The sequence below is a fragment of the Methylomonas sp. TEB genome, from assembly GCF_047777895.1.
GTDB lineage: Bacteria > Pseudomonadota > Gammaproteobacteria > Methylococcales > Methylomonadaceae > Methylomonas.
On record NZ_CP180476.1, the window covers coordinates 229,216 to 248,150 of the forward strand.

16 protein-coding genes are annotated in these 18,935 nt (G+C 53.7%); 4 read left to right on the forward strand and 12 right to left on the reverse strand.

Annotated elements, in window-relative coordinates; genetic code table 11:
- Positions 1 to 312 precede the first annotated feature (312 nt).
- The 5 genes from fdxA to ACMXD4_RS01045 all read right to left on the reverse strand — a co-directional run bounded on the left by fdxA (position 313) and on the right by ACMXD4_RS01045 (position 5,093).
- Complete coding sequence (gene fdxA, locus ACMXD4_RS01025) at positions 313 to 636, reverse strand: ferredoxin FdxA (RefSeq protein WP_033158287.1); 324 nt, start codon at positions 634 to 636, stop codon at positions 313 to 315.
- A gap of 148 nt (positions 637 to 784) precedes the next feature.
- Complete coding sequence (gene fusA / locus ACMXD4_RS01030; protein WP_033158286.1) at positions 785 to 2,890, reverse strand: elongation factor G; 2,106 nt, start codon at positions 2,888 to 2,890, stop codon at positions 785 to 787.
- Positions 2,891 to 3,109: 219 nt separating this feature from the next.
- Positions 3,110 to 4,048: a ketopantoate reductase family protein gene (locus ACMXD4_RS01035; protein ID WP_033158285.1), complete on the reverse strand. Its 939-nt coding sequence runs from the start codon at positions 4,046 to 4,048 to the stop codon at positions 3,110 to 3,112.
- Positions 4,045 to 4,737: a DnaA regulatory inactivator Hda gene (gene hda / locus ACMXD4_RS01040; protein WP_033158284.1), complete on the reverse strand. Its 693-nt coding sequence runs from the start codon at positions 4,735 to 4,737 to the stop codon at positions 4,045 to 4,047. Before hda ends, ACMXD4_RS01035 begins: the two co-directional genes overlap by 4 nt.
- Positions 4,738 to 4,748: 11 nt before the next feature.
- Positions 4,749 to 5,093 carry a DUF2069 domain-containing protein gene (locus ACMXD4_RS01045; protein WP_033158283.1) on the reverse strand — a complete coding sequence of 115 codons (345 nt, stop codon included), beginning with the start codon at positions 5,091 to 5,093 and terminating at the stop codon, positions 4,749 to 4,751.
- A gap of 106 nt (positions 5,094 to 5,199) precedes the next feature.
- On the opposite strand from ACMXD4_RS01045, the gene ACMXD4_RS01050 reads away from it, so the two are divergent.
- The 3 genes from ACMXD4_RS01050 (at position 5,200) to ACMXD4_RS01060 (ending at position 7,754) form a co-directional block, all read left to right on the forward strand.
- A complete protein-coding gene (locus ACMXD4_RS01050; RefSeq protein ID WP_033158282.1) occupies positions 5,200 to 5,766 on the forward strand; it encodes a YceI family protein in 567 nt (188 codons plus the stop codon).
- Positions 5,767 to 5,860: 94 nt separating this feature from the next.
- Entirely contained in the window at positions 5,861 to 6,304 is a 444-nt protein-coding gene (locus ACMXD4_RS01055; RefSeq protein WP_415879596.1) for a GNAT family N-acetyltransferase, read from the forward strand.
- A 352-nt stretch (positions 6,305 to 6,656) separates the two neighbouring features.
- A complete protein-coding gene (locus ACMXD4_RS01060) occupies positions 6,657 to 7,754 on the forward strand; it encodes an IS5 family transposase (RefSeq protein WP_415878385.1) in 1,098 nt (365 codons plus the stop codon).
- A gap of 174 nt (positions 7,755 to 7,928) precedes the next feature.
- Here the strand turns inward: ACMXD4_RS01060 and ACMXD4_RS01065 are convergent, their stop codons facing one another.
- From ACMXD4_RS01065 to ACMXD4_RS01075, 3 genes are all read right to left on the reverse strand, one after another.
- On the reverse strand, positions 7,929 to 10,286 hold the full coding sequence (locus ACMXD4_RS01065) for a TonB-dependent siderophore receptor (protein WP_415879597.1): 2,358 nt from the start codon (positions 10,284 to 10,286) through the stop codon (positions 7,929 to 7,931).
- A 103-nt stretch (positions 10,287 to 10,389) separates the two neighbouring features.
- Positions 10,390 to 11,346 (reverse strand): FecR family protein, encoded by a 957-nt coding sequence (locus ACMXD4_RS01070; RefSeq protein WP_415879598.1) that lies wholly within the window; start codon positions 11,344 to 11,346, stop codon positions 10,390 to 10,392.
- A gap of 110 nt (positions 11,347 to 11,456) precedes the next feature.
- On the reverse strand, positions 11,457 to 11,981 hold the full coding sequence (locus ACMXD4_RS01075; RefSeq protein WP_415879599.1) for an RNA polymerase sigma factor: 525 nt from the start codon (positions 11,979 to 11,981) through the stop codon (positions 11,457 to 11,459).
- Positions 11,982 to 12,441: 460 nt separating this feature from the next.
- Here ACMXD4_RS01075 and ACMXD4_RS01080 point away from each other — a divergent pair, with 460 nt between their 5' ends.
- Positions 12,442 to 13,029 (forward strand): Uma2 family endonuclease, encoded by a 588-nt coding sequence (locus ACMXD4_RS01080; protein WP_415879600.1) that lies wholly within the window; start codon positions 12,442 to 12,444, stop codon positions 13,027 to 13,029.
- Positions 13,030 to 13,123: 94 nt separating this feature from the next.
- Here ACMXD4_RS01080 and ACMXD4_RS01085 read toward each other — a convergent pair whose 3' ends face one another.
- The 4 genes from ACMXD4_RS01085 to ACMXD4_RS01100 form a co-directional block, all read right to left on the reverse strand.
- Entirely contained in the window at positions 13,124 to 15,484 is a 2,361-nt protein-coding gene (locus ACMXD4_RS01085) for a TonB-dependent siderophore receptor (RefSeq protein WP_415879601.1), read from the reverse strand.
- Between the two features lie 260 nt (positions 15,485 to 15,744).
- Positions 15,745 to 16,737: a FecR family protein gene (locus tag ACMXD4_RS01090; protein ID WP_415879602.1), complete on the reverse strand. Its 993-nt coding sequence runs from the start codon at positions 16,735 to 16,737 to the stop codon at positions 15,745 to 15,747.
- A 68-nt stretch (positions 16,738 to 16,805) separates the two neighbouring features.
- Positions 16,806 to 17,333, reverse strand: a complete 528-nt coding sequence (locus ACMXD4_RS01095) for an RNA polymerase sigma factor (RefSeq protein WP_415879603.1) — start codon at positions 17,331 to 17,333, stop codon at positions 16,806 to 16,808.
- A 180-nt stretch (positions 17,334 to 17,513) separates the two neighbouring features.
- Positions 17,514 to 18,749, reverse strand: a complete 1,236-nt coding sequence (locus ACMXD4_RS01100; RefSeq protein ID WP_415879604.1) for a PepSY-associated TM helix domain-containing protein — start codon at positions 18,747 to 18,749, stop codon at positions 17,514 to 17,516.
- Between the last annotated feature and the right edge of the window lie 186 nt (positions 18,750 to 18,935).

The following is an 18,935-nucleotide window of genomic DNA, read 5'->3' on the forward strand; positions in this document are numbered from 1 at the left end:
ATAGAGTGTTCCGCGGAAATGCGGGTGGAGTTAGAGTGACGCGCAGCGAGCCGGCAGAAGCACGGGTGGTTCTGGGCGGTCTGGCGGGAGAGCAAGTCAGAGAGGTTGTAGCGAACAGCCTAACGCGAGCAAAGTGCAATCCAATGACTACATCTTTTCAATGGCGAAAACACGAGGGTCGTAGTGCGTAACCACGAAATACTATCGCTAACTTGCGGGATTAAGTGCTAGTGACTAGCGAGTGCTTTAACGCTGGGTTGAGCCCATGCCGGAAGGGCATGGGCTCGGTATTTCATTAATCAATGGCAGTTCTTACTTTTCCAACAACGCAAATTTACCGGGTTTGCCGTTCCATTCGTCGGCGTCTGGTAGAGAGTCTTTCACTTCCGTAATGATAGGCCATTGTTTGGCCAGTTCCGCGTTCAGCGCTGCGAAGTGTTCTTGGCCTTCCGGCAATTCGTCTTCCGCGTGGATGGCGTTGGCTGGGCACTCGGGTTCACAGAGGGTGCAATCGATACATTCGTCGGGATCGATAACCAGAAAATTGGGACCTTCATGAAAGCAATCGACGGGGCATACGTCAACGCAGTCGGTAAATTTGCATTTGATGCAGTTTTCGGTGATTACAAAAGCCATATTGTTCTTCCAAGGTTAGGTAAATGAACAAGCTGCCGTGCATGGCGGAAGCTTTATGGTTAAAAATGCACCTGCCGCTTAACGCGGCAGGTGGCTGATCGGCAATATTAAGCAGAATAAGGGCCGACAAGATCAGCCCGTATAATGCTTATTTGTCTTTGTTACGTTCCTTAACTTCCTTGATCACCTCTTCCGCGACATTGCGTGGGCAAGCGGTGTAATGCGAGAACTCCATGGAGAACTGGCCGCGACCGGAAGTCATGGTGCGCAAATCGCCAATGTAACCGAACATGTCGCTCAGCGGCACGTCGGCTTTAATACGCACACCGGTAACACCGGCATCTTGCGATTTGATCATGCCGCGGCGACGGTTCAAGTCACCGATTACGTCACCGACATGCGCATCCGGTGTGAATACGTCCACTTTCATGATCGGCTCCAGCAATTGCGGACTACCTTTTGGGATCGATTGACGGTACGCGGCACGGGCAGCGATTTCGAAAGCGATGGATGAGGAGTCGACCGCGTGGAAAGCACCGTCGGTCAGAATGACTTTGAAGTCCAAGCAAGGGAAGCCTGCCAACACACCTTTGTCGATACTGGCTTTAAAGCCTTTTTCGACAGCAGGCCAGTATTCGCGAGGTACGTTACCGCCGGTCACTTGTGATTCGAATACGAAACCGCTGCCTGCTTCGCCTGGCTCGATGACGTAATCGATTTTCGCGTATTGACCGGAACCGCCCGATTGTTTTTTGTGGGTGTAGCTGTCTTCGATGCGTTGGGTAATGGTTTCGCGGTAAGCCACCTGTGGTTTACCCACGTTGACGTCTACACCGTGGGTACGGCGCAAGATGTCGACTTTAATGTCAAGATGCAGCTCACCCATACCTTTGATGATGGTTTCGCCGGATTCTTGGTCGGTTTCAACGCGGAAAGAGGGATCTTCTTGCACCATTTTGCCCAGCGCAATACCCATTTTTTCGTTACTGCCTTTGTCTTTCGGTGCAATCGCAATGGAGATAACGGGATCCGGGAATACCATCGGCTCCAATGTGGCCGGTTTGTCGGGGTCGCACAGGGTGTGGCCGGTTTGCACGTTTTTCAAACCGATCAACGCGACGATGTCGCCGGCTTGTGCGGTTTCGATCTCGTTACGGTCGTTGGCGTGCATTTCCACCATCCGGCCCACACGTTCGGTTTTGCCGGTGTAGGTGTTCAATACGGAGTCGCCTTTTTTCAGCTTGCCGGAATAAACACGGACGAAGTTCAGGGCGCCGAAACGGTCGTCCATGATTTTGAAAACCAGCGCGCGGAACGGACGTTCTGGATCGACAATCGCGTGTTCGCCGGTTGGTACGCCTTCGATATCGGTTTCAGGCTGCGGGTTAACTTCGGTAGGATTCGGCAGATATTCGATAACACCGTCCAGTACCAATTGCACGCCTTTGTTTTTGAACGAAGAACCGCAATAGGTCGGGAAGAAATCCATCGCGATGGTACCTTTACGGATGCAGCGTTTGATTTCTTCGATGGTGGGTTCTTCGCCTTCCAGATATTTTTCCATGATGTCGTCATCTTGGTCGGCGACTGAATCGATCAGTTTCGCGCGCCATTCTTCGACTTGTTCCACCATGTTGGCGGGCACATCTTGGATTTCGTATTTCATTGGATCGCCGGAGTTATCCCAGACCCAGGCTTTGCGAGTCAACAGGTCGACCACGCCGACGAAATTGTCTTCTTCGCCGATAGGCAAGGTCATGACGACCGGTTTTGCACCGAGTACGTCTTCGACTTGCTTGACGACGCGGTAGAAATCCGCGCCCAATCTGTCCAGCTTGTTGACGTAAATGATACGAGAAACTTTGGAGTCGTTCGCATAGCGCCAGTTGGTTTCGGATTGCGGTTCAACGCCGCCGGAACCGCAGAATACGCCGATGCCGCCGTCCAATACTTTCAAGGAACGATAAACTTCGATAGTAAAGTCAACGTGGCCCGGGGTGTCGATGATGTTGAAGCGGTGTGGCTCAAATTGCTTGGTGCTGCCCGCCCAAGAACAGGTAGTGGCCGCTGACTGAATGGTGATACCGCGCTCGGCTTCCTGAGCCATGAAGTCCATGGTTGATTCGCCTTCGTGAACTTCACCGATTTTGTGGATTTTTCCGGTCAGCTTCAAAATCCGCTCGGTTGTCGTGGTTTTACCGGCATCGACGTGAGCGAAGATGCCGATGTTTCTGTAAAGCGATAGATCAGTCATGGTTATACTCTAAAAATGGACATAAAAACTTTTAAACCCCAGCACCATTGCCACGGTTGGTTGTGGATCACATAGCTGCTAGTCTAGCGAAGTATGCGGCCGGTCTTCGCTTTGCAAGGTCTGAGGCGAAATTCACACGGCTTCTTCAAAGACAGGGTCAATGAAAATCTTCACATTCTAACCGAAAAATAACAAAAAGCAGAATGTCAATTGTGTGAATTAGCTAAGAAGGCTATTAGAACGGATTTGCAGCTCCCGGAGTTGCATCAATACATAAAGCGACTGCAGGCAAGGACAGTCTAAACCTTGCCGCTGGGCGGCGCGCACCGCGTTGCCGAGAATGGCTTCGGTTTCCATGGTCTGTCCGCGTTCGAAGTCCAGCAGCATGCTGGTTTTATAGGGTGGCATATCACAGGTCAGAGCAATGTGTTTTTCGACAATATCGGTCGGGAGCGGATGGCCGCAAGCCGCGGCAATACTGCAGACTTCCTGCATAACGCGGCGCACAAAATTTTCCTGATTCTGCAATATCGCCTGAGTTGCCAATCCGCCGGACAGTACCGATAGCGGATTAAACGGCGCATTCCACACGCATTTTTGCCAGCGGCTGGCGACAATATCTTCACTAATCGCGCATTCGATGCCGGCTTGTAGGAACAAATCGCGCAAATGCGATGTTTTAGGTTCGTGGCTATCTGACAGATTACCCAGAATCAACTTGCCGTAAGCCAAGTGGCTAATCTCGCCGGGAGCCAGCCGGTTACAGCAAATAAATGCCAAGCCGCTGATTAACAGATTGTCCGGGAAAGCTTGTTGCAGCTCCTGTTCAATCTCGACACCGTTTTGGATCAGCACAATCGCCGTGTGTGGAGCTACCGCATCGCGAAGCAGTGCCACCCGGTCGATATCCGGGGTTACCTTGCTGCATAAAATCAGGTAATCGGCTTGACCATCGTAATCGGCGGCATTGCGCAATACCTGACTAGGCATGAATTGCCAGCAACCCAAGTCATGGCTTTTTATACGGTAACCCTGTTGTTTGACGATGTGATAATCGGAGCGGCACACCACCGAGACCTCTGCGCCAACCTTAGCCAGCAGGCCACCGTAAAAGCCGCCGATAGCGCCGGCACCTACGATCAATACTTTGCTACTCATGTTTCGTCAGCCAGAATTTGCTTTAAAAACGGGATAGTTAGCTTGCGTTGCGCGGCCAAGGTAGCGCGGTCGATTTTTTCCAGAAGTAACCATAGCGCTGCTAAATCGTGAACATAATGATTCAATAAAAACCGCCCCACTGCCGGCGGAATGTCGAAGCCCAAAAAATGGGCTTTATAAGTCAGTGCCTCGATTAATTGATCGTCGCGCAAAGGCTGGATTTTTAAGGTCAGTCCCCAAGCCATCCGGGTTTTCAGGTCGGGTAAGTCAAAGCCCAAAAACTTTGGCGGGCAATCGGCAGCCAGCAGCAATTTATGATTGTTCTGCCGATGCGTATTATAAAAAGCAAACAGCGCGTGTTCCCAGTCGAGGTGGCCGGCCAGCGCTTGCATATTGTCGAAACAGACCAATTCCAGATCTTCCAGGCCGTCCAACAAGGTCGGTGCCGGCAAATGGTCGATGTCAAAAGCCAGATAGAACGGGTCTTTACCCGCCAGTTTGGCTTGCTGGCAACAGGCCTGCAACAAGTGGCTTTTCCCGCTGCCGGCATCGCCCCAGATAAAAATTTGCTGTTCCTGGCCGTTCTCTGCCAGGGCCTTTAATTGCGTGACGATTTCGGCGTTATTGCCGGGAAAAAAACTGGCAAAGGTCTGATCGTTCTGAAACTCGAATTGTAACGGGACTTGCATGCCGCTGGTGCTCAGGCTTTTTCCGCTTTGTAGACATACAGGCCGGCGCCGAAGCACAGCAGCAGGCTGAACAACACTTCCAGCAGCGCATAAGGCCGTTCTATTTGATTGACATAGGCTTCAGCGGCGCCATGCGCGAAATACGGTAGGCTCAAATAACACATCCAGGTGCAGCTTTTCAGGTTGCGGTTTAATAAACCTTTAAACGGCAGCAATAGCGGTCCGGCCGAGATTAACAACAGCAATGCAGTGGGCAACTTGTTCGATGGTGACAATAGCGTATGCCAAGCCATCATTAACAAAAACAGGCCGAAGAAGCCCATCAAGGCCGCGTAATAGTAATAGATTCGTTGCATGAGAGCGGCAAATGGCCAGAGTGATAGAGTTAAGCTGATCTATTATCACAAAGTCTCTGCAATAATGCAGTGTCGCTCGTTTTTTTAACCCACAAAGGACATAGTCATGATTCGAAAACTTTGCTCCATAACCGCTGCCGGCCTGATGAGTTTTAGCGTGTTGGCCGCCGATAGCTATACCATCGATAGCCATCACACCTTCCCCAGCTTTGAAATCAGCCATTTGGGTTTTTCCACGCAACGCGGCCGTTTTAACGAAACCAGCGGCAAAGTGACGCTGGATACCGCAGCGGGTAAAGGCAGCATAGACATCAGCGTCAACACCGCGTCTATCAGTACCGGTTTGAAGGAGTTGGAAGAGCATTTGCGTGGCAAGGAGTTTTTCGATAGCGGGCAATATCCGCTGATGGCCTTTAAATCTGACACGCTCAGTTTTCAAGGCGAAAAATTGGTCGGTGCGGATGGCATTTTGACCTTGCACGGCATCAGCAAGCCGGTACATTTGGACGTTGAGCACTTTTACTGCGGGATGAATGTCATCAGATTAAAGTACACCTGTGGCGCCGATGCGGTCGGCACGATAAAACGCTCGGAGTTTGGTATCGACAAATATGTGCCGGCAGTCGGCGATGAGGTCAAGGTGCTCATCCAGGTTGAAGCTGTTAAGGATTAAGTTGCCCAGCGCTTTGCTCAATGCCGAGCCAATCTTTACCTTGCGCCGAAATCGGGTGTTACACAACGCTTTTAATGCTTAGCCGGAGACGGGGATGGAAATAAGCTTAGCCAATGCGGCCGACATCCCGGCGCTTTGTCAGCTACTAGGCGAATTATTCAGTCAAGAAGCCGAGTTCCAGCCCGATTATGCCGCTCAGCATCGAGGCTTGGCGAGCATCATTGCCGACCCAAACATCGGCCATATTCTGGTGGCGCGGCATGAATGCCAAATTGTCGGTATGGTGAATCTGCTTTACACAGTCTCCACCGCGCTGGGCGAAAGGGTGGCCTGGCTGGAAGATATGGTCGTGTCAAGCGAGGTTCGCGGCCTAGGTCTTGGTAGCCGGTTGTTGGAACACGCGGTCGCGTTTGCCCGCCAAAATGGCTGTCGCCGGCTCAGCTTGTTGACCGACGCCGATAATCTGCAAGCTCAGTGCTTTTACCAGCGACAAGGTTTCAGCGTTTCTCAAATGTTGCCGATGCGCTTGGTTTTTTGAATAACAGTGCCGCATTGCGCAAAAATGGCCCGCTTTTGTGGTCGGGGGCAACGTGCGGATGGGTAATGATGTTTATCCCTGGGTTGCAGAAAACCGGCTGGCGACGATGTTTTTTTCCATGTCGCCGGTGATCATCAAGGAAGTGCAGCCGGTCCTGCTTAACAAATAGCCCCATTTGTCGCCCATTACTAACCCCGCCCTCAGCCCAAACGATTTGGGGCAGTGGATGCGCGGAGTTTTCCGTCCATCCTTATCCTTAGCAGGCTGGTGAAAAACTCGAAAAGCCAAGTAAGCTAAGGCATAGATGAGGGGCCAACTGTTAAAATAGGCTACCTAAATTTGGAGCCTTTCAATGCGCGGACACGATGCCATTCAAAACAGCTGGTTCAGCTATGTTAGCCTGGAAGACCGTATTCCCAAACAGCATCCGTTGCGTCGTTTACGGCTACTGGTTGATGGCGTATTGGCCTCTATGGATGCCGTCTTTGCCGAGCGTTACTCGCACACAGGCCGTCCCTCGATTGCCCCTGAAAAACTGCTGCGCGCCTTGCTGTTACAAGTCCTGTATACGGTCCGTAGCGAGCGTCAGTTGATGGAACAACTGGACTACAACCTGTTGTTTCGCTGGTTTGTCGGTCTGGGCATCGACGACGCCGTGTGGGAACGCACAGTGTTCAGTGCCAACCGCGAACGTCTGTTGTCTGAAGCCCTGAGTCGCGAATTTTTTGAGCGGGTACTGGCCATAGCCGAATGGCAAAATCTGGTGTCCGACGAACACTTCAGCGTCGACGGTAGCCTGATTGAAGCCTGGGCCTCGCACAAAAGCTTCGTCAAAAAAGATGGTAGTGGTCCCGATAAACCCGCCGGCCGCAATCCCGAGATCGACTTCAGTGGCGAAAAGCGCAGCAACGCCACCCATCAAAGTACAACCGATCCCGAAGCCCGGCTTTACAAGAAAGGCGAATACACCGAGGCCAAACTGCGTTACATCACCCATGCCTTGTCCGAGAATCGCAACGGCCTGATTGTCGATGTCGAAACCACACAAGCCACCGGCACCGCCGAAATCGAAGCCGCGCAAAAAATGATCAAACGCCGCGTGCCCCAAGGTGGCAGCGTCGGTGCCGACAAAGGCTATGACCAACCGGCGTTCGTCAACGGACTCGAGTCCCGTGATATCAAAGCCCATGTGGCCCGCAAAAAGATTGGCAGTGCCGTCGACGGCCGCACCGCGCGCGGCAAAGGTTACGCCCAAAGTCTCAAGCGCCGCAAAATCGTCGAAGAAGCCTTTGGCTGGGTCAAAACGGTCGGCGGCCTGCGCAAAACCCGTCACATCGGCTTAGCCAAAGTCGCGGGTCAGGCCTTGTTTTGCTTTGCCGCGTATAACCTGACGCGCTTGCTCAATCTCTTGGTGTTCACGCCGAAACCGGCGTGGAGTTCGCCCACCTAGGGCGAAGTGCGCCTGAAAACCGTCCAAAGACGGCTTCAGGCGAATCAAAAGCCCTTCAAACAGGGGCAAAACGGTTGAAACTCGATGTCAGGGCCGATTTCAACTCGAAAAAATCACGAACATCGTGGGTAAGGGGAAATATCGGCGGGTTTTTCACCAGCCTGTTAGCGGCTTTTAGAACTCATATTTCAACGAACCCAATACGCTGATGGGTGAACCTGGAATGCTGGTGTGGCGTCCACCCGACGTATTTGCGTAGTAATCCTTATCCAAAACATTATTGATGTTCAACTGCAAAGTAAGCTTGTGTTGACTAATGCGAGGGCTATACGCCGCCATCGCATCCACACGAGCGTAGCCGGGCAACGAGCAGGTATTGGCGGTGTCGCATGGCCGGCTACCAACTGCAACAGCACCTAAGCCCGCTTTAAAAGTATCGGTAAACTGCCAGGTGCCCCACAAGCTGCCCTGGTGCTCGGGTACATTCTCCAAGCGATTGCCTTTTAGTCCGCTGAAGCTTTGCACATAGTTGACCTGGGTATAGGCATACGTCCCCAACAAATGCAGCTGATCGGTAATTTGCCCGGCCAGATCCAACTCAATACCTTTACTGCGGATTTTGCCGGCCAGAATCTGGTAGTCGGGATTGGCTTCATTGGGATCGTCGGTTAGCAGATTGCTCTTGGTTAAATGAAAAAACGCCAGGGTCGATGAAAAGCGCTTGTCCTGCGACTCTGTCTTCAGGCCGATTTCATATTGCTTACCAATCTGCGGTTCAAAACTGGTGCCGCCGACGCTCACGCCATTGTTGCCGCTGAAAGATTTAGTGTAACTGCCGTAAATCGACAGCCAATCCTGGACTTGGTAAAGAATACCGGCTCTCGGGCTAAAAGCGTTGTCTTCCCGCTCTATCCGTCCGGCTTTGGCCGCATCCAGGGAGGCCGTCGAGGCGATAGCGCCGGTGGTGACGTTGTCGTAGCGGCCTCCCAACAAAATGTGCAGCTTATCAAATAGCGTTATCTGGTCCTGGGCGTATGCGCCCACCCACGATTCCTCGCGATAAAAGAATCTGTTGTAGGTCGACAAGGCGGCAAAGTTTACTTGCCCATAAACCGGGTTATATATATCGATAGAAGCAGATGAGCCATTTGCCGATGGCGCCTCGGTCGTGGCGTGAAAGCCGTCGACGCCAATCAACAGATTGTGCTTGCTGCCCAGGAGGTCGAATTTACCGTTCAAATCGATGTTGCCGGAATGTGTCTGTACATCTTGTACACCCACGGAGGCGGAACGATTCAGAATGCGGTTGTTAGCCTGTAAGCCACCGTTGAAAATGGCCGGACCGCTTAGCGACCAATCCTTAAACAGATAACGCTGGGTGATTTTCCAATCGTCGTTAAAGTGGTAAGTCCAGTCGTAGCCCAACAGCGTACTTTCCACGGTTTGGCGCTGAAAGCCATCTTTTAGGCTGCGGTCGAAGGGAATGGCTGCCGGGCGGTTGCCAATCGCGGGAATGCCAAAATCGGCGTTAAAGTTATCATGCTTGTACTCCAGCTCAAGATTGGTTTCGAACTTTTCATTCGGCCGCCAGGTGACGACCGGCGCCACAAACACGCGCTCGTTGCCGACAAAATCCCGGAACGACTGATTATCCGTGTAAGAGCCATTGAATCGATAAAGCAGCGTCTTGTCGTCATTAATTGGTCCGGTGGCATCGACCAGTGTGCGATATTGATCGTAAGAGCCGAACTGTTGTTGCAGAGAATAGTAAGCAGTATCCAGCGGTTTCTTGGTCACATAATTCACCAAGCCGCCGGGCTCGATCCGCCCGTAAAGCACTGCGGCCGGGCCTTTTAATATCTCCACCTGCTCGATATTGGCGATGTCGTAAATATCCTGGCGATTGAACAAGCCATTGCGGTAGGCATCGCCAAAACCGGAACCGGCAAGGCCGCGAATGATGAAGTTGTCGTACAAAAATCCCCCGCCCGTGCGGCCCAGCACGCCGCTGACATGGCCGTTTACTGCGTCGGGCAAGGTCATGGACTGTTTGTCCGCCAGCACGGCTTTAGGCACTACCTGAATCGAAACCGGCGTCTGCATGATCGGGGTATCGGTCTTGGTGGCCGTGGTGGCATTGGGGCGGTTGTAATCGGTATTGTAGGGATCGGTGGCGTCGTAAACCGTCTGACCGATAACGTTCACCGGTTGTAACATCGTCGCGTCCTTGCCCGCCGCCTTGATCGATACCGAACCGTCGCCGGCAATCGCAAAACTCAGGCCGCTGGCGGATAACAGCCTGCTCAGAGCCTCGTTTAGTGTCATCGTGCCTCGTAACGCCGGTCCGTTGCGGCCTGCCACACTATCGTGAGCGTAAAAAATTTGTACGCCGGATTGCGCCGCCAGTTTTGGCAGCGCCGCCGCCAATTCCTGGGCCGGAATATCAAAGCTGTAGGTGGTTTCGGTTGCCCGCACTTCGCAGGCAGTGGCCAATAAGGCGCCGAGCAACGCCGGTTGTATTAAAAACTTCATCCATCTTCTCCTTTTGCTTGGGTTTCCAGAATGAAACGCACCAAGCCGAAAAAGACGCCAAAAATTATTGGAGGGGAAGACGCGCTGTGCGGTCTTGGCGGCCTCAGCGTCCGGCCAATATTACCTGTCCCGGCGAAGGCCGCTGAATATTGACCGGCAGAGTCATCGCGATCACATTTAGCGCGCCATCAAGGTTACCGATATGGAAGGTGCCGCTGACTTTTAGTTTGGCCAGGTTTGGGTCGGCCAAGCTCAGGCGGGTGTCATGAAAGCGTTCCAGCTCGCTTAATACCTCATCCAGCCGCCGGTTTTCGAACACCAGTTGGCCGCGTAGCCAGGCTGTGATAGTGGCCGGTTTGTCTTGGCTTTCCAGAAAGTCGCCGCGCTGATCGTAAGCGAGTACTTGATTGGCGCTGATTTCCCGGCTGCCGCTCGTCACAATCTTTACCGCGCCTTCCAGCACCGCGACAGCGACCTGCCGGTTTTGCAAGCGCACGTCGAACTCGGTGCCAATATCAACGATAGTGCCATGGCCGGCCTGCACCTCAAACGGCTGTTGCGGGTTGTGGGCCACACTAAAAAATGCCTCGCCCTTGATCAGTTCCACCGAGCGCCGCCAATGGTTGACCCGCAGATTCAGCTCGGTATCGCCGCTCAGTTCCAAACGCGAGCCGTCGGCCAGATGTACGGTTTGGCGGCTGCCGCGCTCGGTTGCATAGTGGCGAGGGTAGCCGTACCAGCCGTACTCGGAAAAAGTGGCGATGCCCAAGCCCAATAGCAGCGAAGCGGCTAACGCCAGCGTGCTAAGGCGGCGCGTTCGCTTGTGAGGTGCCCGGTAGCTCAGCGCTTGCCGACGCACCGGAAAATCCCGGCCCTTATAGCGATCCAGTTTGTTCCAACGGCTGGCCAACTGCTGATAAATGCGTCGCCGGTCTTCGCCTAGCGCCAGCCACTCTGCGAAGGCCTGGCGATCTGCAGGCGTGCAGGTAGCCGAATCCAGCCGCAGAATCCACTCTATGGCTTGTTGCTGCAAAACGGTTGAGGTCTGGATGTTGGGCATGTTAAACAGAGGACATTAGGTTGCGCTTGCCGAGCATTATCACGTAGCCGCCCAACATTTAAAATCCGGCAAATGAAGCGGTGAGAAAAACCGCTGCCCCGCCCATGCGCTTAGTCATCCAACGAAGCAAAGCGCAGCAGAACGTGTTGCGCGGCGATCCCCAGCAAACGCACGGAATTACGTTCGGAAACGCCCAGTCGCCGGCCAATTTCCTTGTGTGACAATCCTTCCAGCCGGTAAAGCACGAAAACGTTGCGGGTTGCCTCCGGCAATTCCTGCAAAATGCTGTTTAAGGCATGCAACTCCTGTTGCGAGGCTAATTTATCTTCCGGTAATGGCTCGGAAGTTGGTATGTCATGCAGTACCTGGTCGTTGTCGTTGATTTCGGCATGAAAACGGTCGCGGACGTTTTGCCGGCGGTGTTGATCGACGCTTAGATTGGCGATCGTTCGATATAGAAAGGCCCTGGCATTATCGATTGACTCCGGTTCGGGGTGCTGCATCAGCCGCAAATAAGCTTCCTGTACCAAATCCTCGGCAAACTCATTGCCGCTACGCAGGCCGGCAAACACCCGGAGTTCCTGGCTATGCCGCTGAAATAGCCGATCAAACAGCGATGGTTTGGATTTTGGCACTACAAGACTCGGTGACGAAAAAGATAACGGTTAGGCAAACTACCAAGCTGGGCTGGACTTAACGGCATGGCAACCGGACCAATTCCGGTTTGGTGGGGTTGATCGAACGGAATAACTCGCAAAAAACATTCCATCCGGCCGAATTCAAATCGATAGACAGGTTTTGGCTGCGATTAAACCTTTTGCAAACAGTAGCTTGAGTTACCCGTAACGGTGGTTGCTTGTATTTGGGCGGCGGGAGTTTTTGTGGAGCCGGATGCGTTAGATCACGCAAAATGGCTTTTAGATACGCCAAATCACACAGGTTTTTTCCGCATTATCAATTTCAGGGGCAATTGCCGAGCGCGGCATGCTCAAACCTGAGCAATCCTGCTGCCGTTAGTCGAGAATTCCCCTTGTATTCCCAGGCCAGGTCCCTAACAATATCTTCAAGCAACGCAAGCATAGTTGGGAGCGAGTCATGGCGTTACAGCAAGAACAAGACAGTTTTTATCTGAGCGAAGAGGAGTATCTGACAACGGAGATACATTCCGACGTTAAGCGCGAATATATCGACGGCCGGATTTATGCGATGGCCGGGGCCGGCTATAACCACAACTGTATCTCGGCCAATATTTTGGGCGAATTCCGAAACCACTTAAAAGGCACGCCCTGTGCAACGTTCATGGCCGACATCAAAGTGCGGATGGGTAAGGATTACGTGTATCCCGATGTACTGGTGGATTGCAGCAAAATGGCCGGTGACGATGTTTTTTCCACTTCGCCGGTCATCATCGTCGAAGTACTGTCGCGCTCGACCCGCAAAACCGACACCACCACCAAACTGCTACGCTACATCAATTTGCCGTCCTTGCAGGAGTATGTGTTGATAGAACAGGACATCGTTTCGGTGCAGGTGCTGCGCCGGAACAAGCACTGGCTGTCGGAATATTATTTTTTGGGCGATGCGGTCACTTTCGAATCCATCGGTTTGACCTTAAACGTGGAAGACATTTACGACCGGGTCGATAACCGCGATATGAATGAATTCAGGCAAGATAAGGTTTAAGGCCGCATACGGGCGTGTTTGATTGTTGTCCAAATTCGTGTCGAAGCTGGCTAGGGGCACGCTGTTTGTACCCCCAACACACCTGTTTGTTCGATCAAAACTCTAAACGCACCGAGCCCATAAACGTCCGCGGCGTACCCCAAAAGTTTCTATCCGCACGTCCTGTTTCAAAATACTCCTTATCTAACAAGTTGTCGGCATTGATTTGTGCAGTCAGTTTGGTTTTTCCGACGTGAGTTTCGTAGCCGAGCAATGCATTAAATATCGCATAACCCGGCAATTGAAAGTCATTGGTGTTCGATCCCTGCCGTTGGGAACGGGCGACCACACCGGCGCCAAATTTCAAACCTTTCAAGGCGCCGTCCTGCAAGGTGTAGGTATTCCACAGGCTACCGCCATGCGCGGGTACATTCGCCAGGCGATTGCCCTCGTCGACACCGCCGTTACTGACGATTTCCGAGTCGATGTAGGAATAAACCCCGATCACCTTCCAGCCCGGCAACACTTCGCCGGTCAAATCCAATTCGTAGCCGCGATTGCGAGCCTTGCCCACCGCTTCGAAAAACAAAGTTCCCGGAATAGGCGACGCTATGTTTTGCTTGGTAACTTCGAAATAGGCTGCGGTCAGGCTGAGTTTGCCGTCCAGCCATTCGTTCTTAACGCCCGCTTCCCATTGTTCCGAGGTTTGCGGTTTAATTTTGGCACCGCCATCGCCATAGACCCCGATGTTCGGTGCACCGAAGCCCTGCACATAATTGCCATAAAGACTAAGAGACGGTATGGGTTGCCACAGCAAGCCGACGCGCGGCGTGACTTTGTCCTCATGATTGGTGTCCTTGATGCCGCTGCCGAAGGCACCAAAATCCTGCCAGGAGTTGGCATTGTCGTAGCGCATACCCGCCAACAGATGCAGGTCGTAAGGCAGCTTGACCTGGTCTTGCAAATACAAGCCAAACCATTCAAAGCCTAAATTGCCCACCGCATCCAACTGCGAAAGTAAACCGAGATTTCCCGCATAAACCGGGTTGTAGATGTTGATGGCCGGGACGGGTTGCGCCGACGGCCAAGCGAAAGTATTTTCGAAACTGAAATAATCGCCGCCGATCACCAAAGTATGTTCCAGCATACCGGTTTTGAATTTCCCGGTTAGATCGACATTCGTGTTGTAGGTAACGCCCAAATTGTCACGAACACCAAAATTTCCGCGATTGAGCGTACGGTTATCCGCGTCCAAGCCGAGCGGCGCACCGGGCAGATTTTCGTTGTCTTCGGTGAAGTCGGCGAAGAAGCGGTGGCGAAAGGTCCATTGGTTGTTAAAGGCATGGCTCCAGTCCACGCCGAACAAAATGTCGTCGCTGACCGCGCGGATATTGGGTTCGCTTAAATTGCGGTTGCGCGGCAAGGCGGCTGGCCGATTCCCGATGCGCGGCGGACCACCAACGTCCGGTGCGGTGTCGTTATGCAAATAATCGACATAAAACGTCGCCTGGGTGCGGTCGCTGATGTCCCAATGCACTGTGGGTGCAAAGTAAACCCGCTCGCCTTCGATAAAATCGCGAAACGAGCCTTTGTTTTCGTAGGCCAGATTGGCACGGTACTGTACCGATTTATCATCGGTCACCGGTCCGGTGGCGTCTATCGTGGTCCGATAGAAACTGTAGGACCCAAACTGCTGCTGTAGGGAATAGTAAGGCGTTGCCAACGGCGTTTTCGGCACCATATTGACCATGCCGCCGGGCTCGATACGACCGTATAGGATCGACGCCGGGCCCTTCAAGACTTCTACCCGCTCCAGGCCAGCGGCGTCGCGCAGACCACCTTGAGTCCAGCCCGTCTCCAGGCGCACGCCGTTGTAATAGGGACTGAAGTCTACAAATCCGCGCACCAAAAAGGTATCGGCGGTACCGCCATTCCCCGGCCCGGCATAAACCCCGCTGACATTTTTCAACGCATCGTCCAAGCGGGTAATTTGCTGTTCGTTGATCACGGATTTGGGCACCACTTTAACCGACATCGGCAATTCCATCATTGGAGTGTCGGTCTTGGTCGCGGTAGTTGCGTTACGGACTTGGTAATTCGAATTGTAGGGATCGTTCGTATCGGCATTCGATTGGCCCACGACGGTTACCGCTCCCAACGTGGTGGCGCTGCTACCCTCGCCCGGTTTCAACGTGACTGTGCCGCTGCCGTCGATTGTGTAAATAAGGCCGCTGCCATTCGTCATGCGGCGCACCGCTTCCTCGACGCTAAATTCGCCTTGCAGCGCCGGGCTGGTCTTGCCGGCGGCGGATTGTTCGGCATACAGCATCGCTCTGCCGGATTGATTTGCCAGTTGTTGAAGCGCGGAGGCCAAGCTTTGGGCGGGAATATCGAAATGGCGTTTGTCGTCCTCGGCGTAGGCTTGCGCCGAGATCAGCGCGATTGCGGTCGCCAGGCGTTTTATCGTCAATGTCATGCTCCATGTCTCCATTGGTTAAGGGGTCATGGGCATAGACGCAGTCGATCAAAAAAGCCGCCAGCAAAACGATAGTTTATTTTGCGACGACCCGGCGTTAGGGGCGAATGATTGAGTCGGCCTTAGGTATGGCGGCTATTCCCGTTTGGGCTAGGCGCTTTGGTTGCGCTCGGGGCTGGTGTTGTCAACGCCCGTTGGGTCACGTCTTAAACGGGTATGTAGCCAAGCTGCATAAAGGCGAACAGTTTTCAAACCCCGAGTCAATCATTCGCCCTGCGCGATGATGTCGCTTCCAGCACGATTTCGCGCTCGCCGACATGTTTAACTTTGACCGGCAATAACATGGCAACCGCGTTCAGCATATTATCCAGTTGCTCGGTGCGGAAGCTGCCGTTGACGCGCAGTTCGGCCAGTTTAGGATCGGGCAGGCGGATTTGTACGTCGTGATAACGGCCGATTTCCGCCAGCGCTTCGCCAAGAGGCCGGCCGCGAAAAATCAGCTGGCCCTGCCGCCAGGCAGTGACGGTGGCGATGTCGGATTGCAAGGCTTCGACGAAGCGCTGGTCATGGCTATAGGCCAACTGCTGACCGGCGTGCAATTCGCGGCTGCTGCCTTGGCCGGTCATTTCCACCAAACCGTCCTGCACAGCGACGCTGACCCGGTCGGATTGTTTGTAGACATCGAATGCCGTGCCGATGTCGCGCACGCTGAGATTGCCAACATGCACGGTGAATGGCCTTTCGGCATCGTGAGTCACGTTAAAAAAAGCCTCGCCGCGCACCAGATCGACATGGCGCTGACGACGGTTGAAATGCACTCGCACCTCGGTGTCGGTGTTGAGTTCCAGGCTGGAGCCGTCTGCTAGCGTCACGGTCTGTCTTTGGCCCTTGCCGGTGCCATAGCTATGGGGGAATCCGTACCAACCTTGCGGCGAGAATAACGCCAGGCCGACGCCCAGCAAGACAATCGCGGCAGCGCTATAGCTTGCCCATTGCAGCCAAACCGGCCTGCGAGTAGGCGGCCGGTAACGCAAGGCCTCGTTGCGCGCCAGGAAGGCCTGTTGTTTGAAGGGTTCCATCCAGGCCCATTGCGCTTCAACCTGTTGGTAAGCCTGCCCATGCAGTGGATTGGCTGCCAGCCAATCAGCAAATTCCTGGCGGATTTGCGGGTTGCCGGGCGCATCGCGCAGACGCAGCAACCAGCTTATCGCCTGCTCGCGGGTCGCTTGGCTGCAAGATTGAATGCTGGTCACGCTGGTCTTCTGTTCAATTGAGTGGGCAGCAGTTTACCGGACATAGGCATAGACGGGCTAGACGGCAATTACCGCCAAGCATGCTCCGGTTCTGCACTGAGCTTGGCGCTGATATGTTGCATTGCCAGCATCACGTAACGCTCGGAGCAACGTACCGAAATCCCTAGGCGCTGAGCAATTTCGGCATGGGAACAGCCTTCTATGCGGTATAACACAAAGGCGTGGCGGCGCAATTCCGGCAGTTCGTCCAACCAGCTGGAGAATTTCTCCAATTGCTGATGAGTTTGCCAATAATGCTCGGGCGAAAGGCTTTGGTCGGCAACATGCTCGATGTCGGCGTTGGCTTCATCGAAGCGTGCGCGCGTTTCGCGGCGGCGATGCCGGTCAACCGTTAGATTGGCGGCGGTCTGAAATAAAAACGCCCGGGGGTTTTGAATGGTTTGCGGATCGGGATATTGCGATAAGCGCAGAAAAGTCTCCTGCACAATGTCGCTTACATCGGGCTCTCTCGGCCAACGGCCGCGTAAAAAGCTGCCGATTTCGTGCGCGTGTTGCAGAAACAGCGTGTGCAGAAATCCGGAAAGGTCTTTGGGCATTGGCGATTGTTTGCGGAGGGACAGCTGGCGCGAAACCAGCAATGTTCAGGCCATGACGCTGAAAACGATCTGAGGTAGCGGTTTGCGCCGACCGCCACGCTAGCTTGCGTCGGTGCTTGGTTATACCCACTGATTGAGCGCTGTGTGATATGCCGCAGTTTTTGAAAAAGTCGCGGCATATCACACGGCAAAATTTTTGCGGTTATTTTGGCCGGCTCTACGCTTTTGCCGCCAGCGGATCACGCCGGTGACGAATAGAACCGGACAGGCCAGACCGGTGATAAACACCAAAATCCGCCCGGTCATGCCGAAGGCCTGGCCGGAGTGCAAGGGCCATTGCCAGTGGGTGAAGATTTCACCGGCCGTAGCAGTCGGCAAGCTAGGGTCGTCCAGGTCCAGAATCTTGCCGCTGTAGCGGTCGATCACCGTGCAACGCCTTTGCAGGATGCTGCCGGGCGCATCGACGCCGTCCTGGCATACCGTGTAAGTTTTAGTCCGTTCCGCAGCCCCGTAAATCCAGTGCGGCCGGCCCGTTGGGTATTGTTTCAAGGCAACCGCCACCGCCTCGTCCATGCCGATGGCCGGGGTGTTTGGCGCGGGCGGCGTGGACTGAAACCAGTAGCGGTAAGTCACCGGCGAGAACAGCTCCAAAACCGGCACCACGTTATGCGGCAACACCATGTAAATCCCGGAAAACAGTACCGGCAACATCACTAGTGCCGTGTAAAAACCGCTGGTTTTATGCAGATCGTAATTGAAGCGCACCTTGCCGGCCTTGGCTTTAAAGGTTAATGCGTTGCGCCAGTGCCCGGTCAGCGGCCACCAGACGACCAGGCCGGTCAAGGTCGAAATAATCAATAAGGCGGCGGACATGCCGACTATCGGCTCGCTGAGTTCTCCCGGAATCAACAAGGCGAAATGCAATTCAAACATCAAGCCGATAAAAGTGCTGGGCAGCCAGTTGCTGGAGCGCCTCTTGAGTTGCTTACCCGTGATATTAGTCGTATACGGGTCAACGGCAACTTCCCAGTTTTCCAGCGAGCCGTCAGCACCAGCAACCGCGTACCGCAGTTTGAAGGCCGCGAATTCGTTGCGCGGATAAGTGGCGAAGGTATGCTTCGCGGCTGGCGGCATCGCCTGCTTGCCGGCTGCGAAAATTTCCGCCAAGGGTCGATATTCGGCATGCTCCGGAGGCTGCACCGTCAACATCTCGGGATGCAACCATTCGTCGATTTCGGCATGAAACACCAGGATGCTGCCGGTGATGCCGTAAATCGACAGGAGCAAACCCAGCGTCAGACCCAACCATAAATGAACGGTCAGCCAGCGTTGGCGGCGGGCTTTCAGGCGAGACAACTCTCGGTTTTGCGGCTTGGATTGGATAAGCGTGTCAGGTTGATAGAGATTACTGTTCATGATGGGAGTACGGTTATCGTCAATATTCGAAAAAGAAGCCAGGGAACCAGATACTGCTCTTGTCCGGATCAAGCGCTGGCTGCCTTTCTTGCATAAGACGTTTAGGCGTAGGAAATCCGCATCGTATCGACCGGGTTTGGCGGGAACTAAGTGCCATTCCCACCGTCATTTCGGGCCGGAGCGGTA

What these genes read in the sequence shown, in the direction of transcription:
- ACMXD4_RS01095 (WP_415879603.1), bottom strand. Translation starts at nt 17,333, where the DNA reads ATGCCCAAAGACCTTTCCGGATTTCTGCACACGCTGTTTCTGCAACAC.
- ACMXD4_RS01035 (WP_033158285.1), bottom strand. Translation starts at nt 4,048, where the DNA reads ATGAGTAGCAAAGTATTGATCGTAGGTGCCGGCGCTATCGGCGGCTTT.
- ACMXD4_RS01045 (WP_033158283.1), bottom strand. Translation starts at nt 5,093, where the DNA reads ATGCAACGAATCTATTACTATTACGCGGCCTTGATGGGCTTCTTCGGC.
- ACMXD4_RS01060 (WP_415878385.1), top strand. Translation starts at nt 6,657, where the DNA reads ATGCGCGGACACGATGCCATTCAAAACAGCTGGTTCAGCTATGTTAGC.
- ACMXD4_RS01085 (WP_415879601.1), bottom strand. Translation starts at nt 15,484, where the DNA reads ATGACATTGACGATAAAACGCCTGGCGACCGCAATCGCGCTGATCTCG.
- ACMXD4_RS01100 (WP_415879604.1), bottom strand. Translation starts at nt 18,749, where the DNA reads ATGAACAGTAATCTCTATCAACCTGACACGCTTATCCAATCCAAGCCG.
- fusA (WP_033158286.1), bottom strand. Translation starts at nt 2,890, where the DNA reads ATGACTGATCTATCGCTTTACAGAAACATCGGCATCTTCGCTCACGTC.
- hda (WP_033158284.1), bottom strand. Translation starts at nt 4,737, where the DNA reads ATGCAAGTCCCGTTACAATTCGAGTTTCAGAACGATCAGACCTTTGCC.
- ACMXD4_RS01080 (WP_415879600.1), top strand. Translation starts at nt 12,442, where the DNA reads ATGGCGTTACAGCAAGAACAAGACAGTTTTTATCTGAGCGAAGAGGAG.
- fdxA (WP_033158287.1), bottom strand. Translation starts at nt 636, where the DNA reads ATGGCTTTTGTAATCACCGAAAACTGCATCAAATGCAAATTTACCGAC.
- ACMXD4_RS01070 (WP_415879598.1), bottom strand. Translation starts at nt 11,346, where the DNA reads ATGCCCAACATCCAGACCTCAACCGTTTTGCAGCAACAAGCCATAGAG.
- ACMXD4_RS01065 (WP_415879597.1), bottom strand. Translation starts at nt 10,286, where the DNA reads ATGAAGTTTTTAATACAACCGGCGTTGCTCGGCGCCTTATTGGCCACT.
- ACMXD4_RS01055 (WP_415879596.1), top strand. Translation starts at nt 5,861, where the DNA reads ATGGAAATAAGCTTAGCCAATGCGGCCGACATCCCGGCGCTTTGTCAG.
- ACMXD4_RS01050 (WP_033158282.1), top strand. Translation starts at nt 5,200, where the DNA reads ATGATTCGAAAACTTTGCTCCATAACCGCTGCCGGCCTGATGAGTTTT.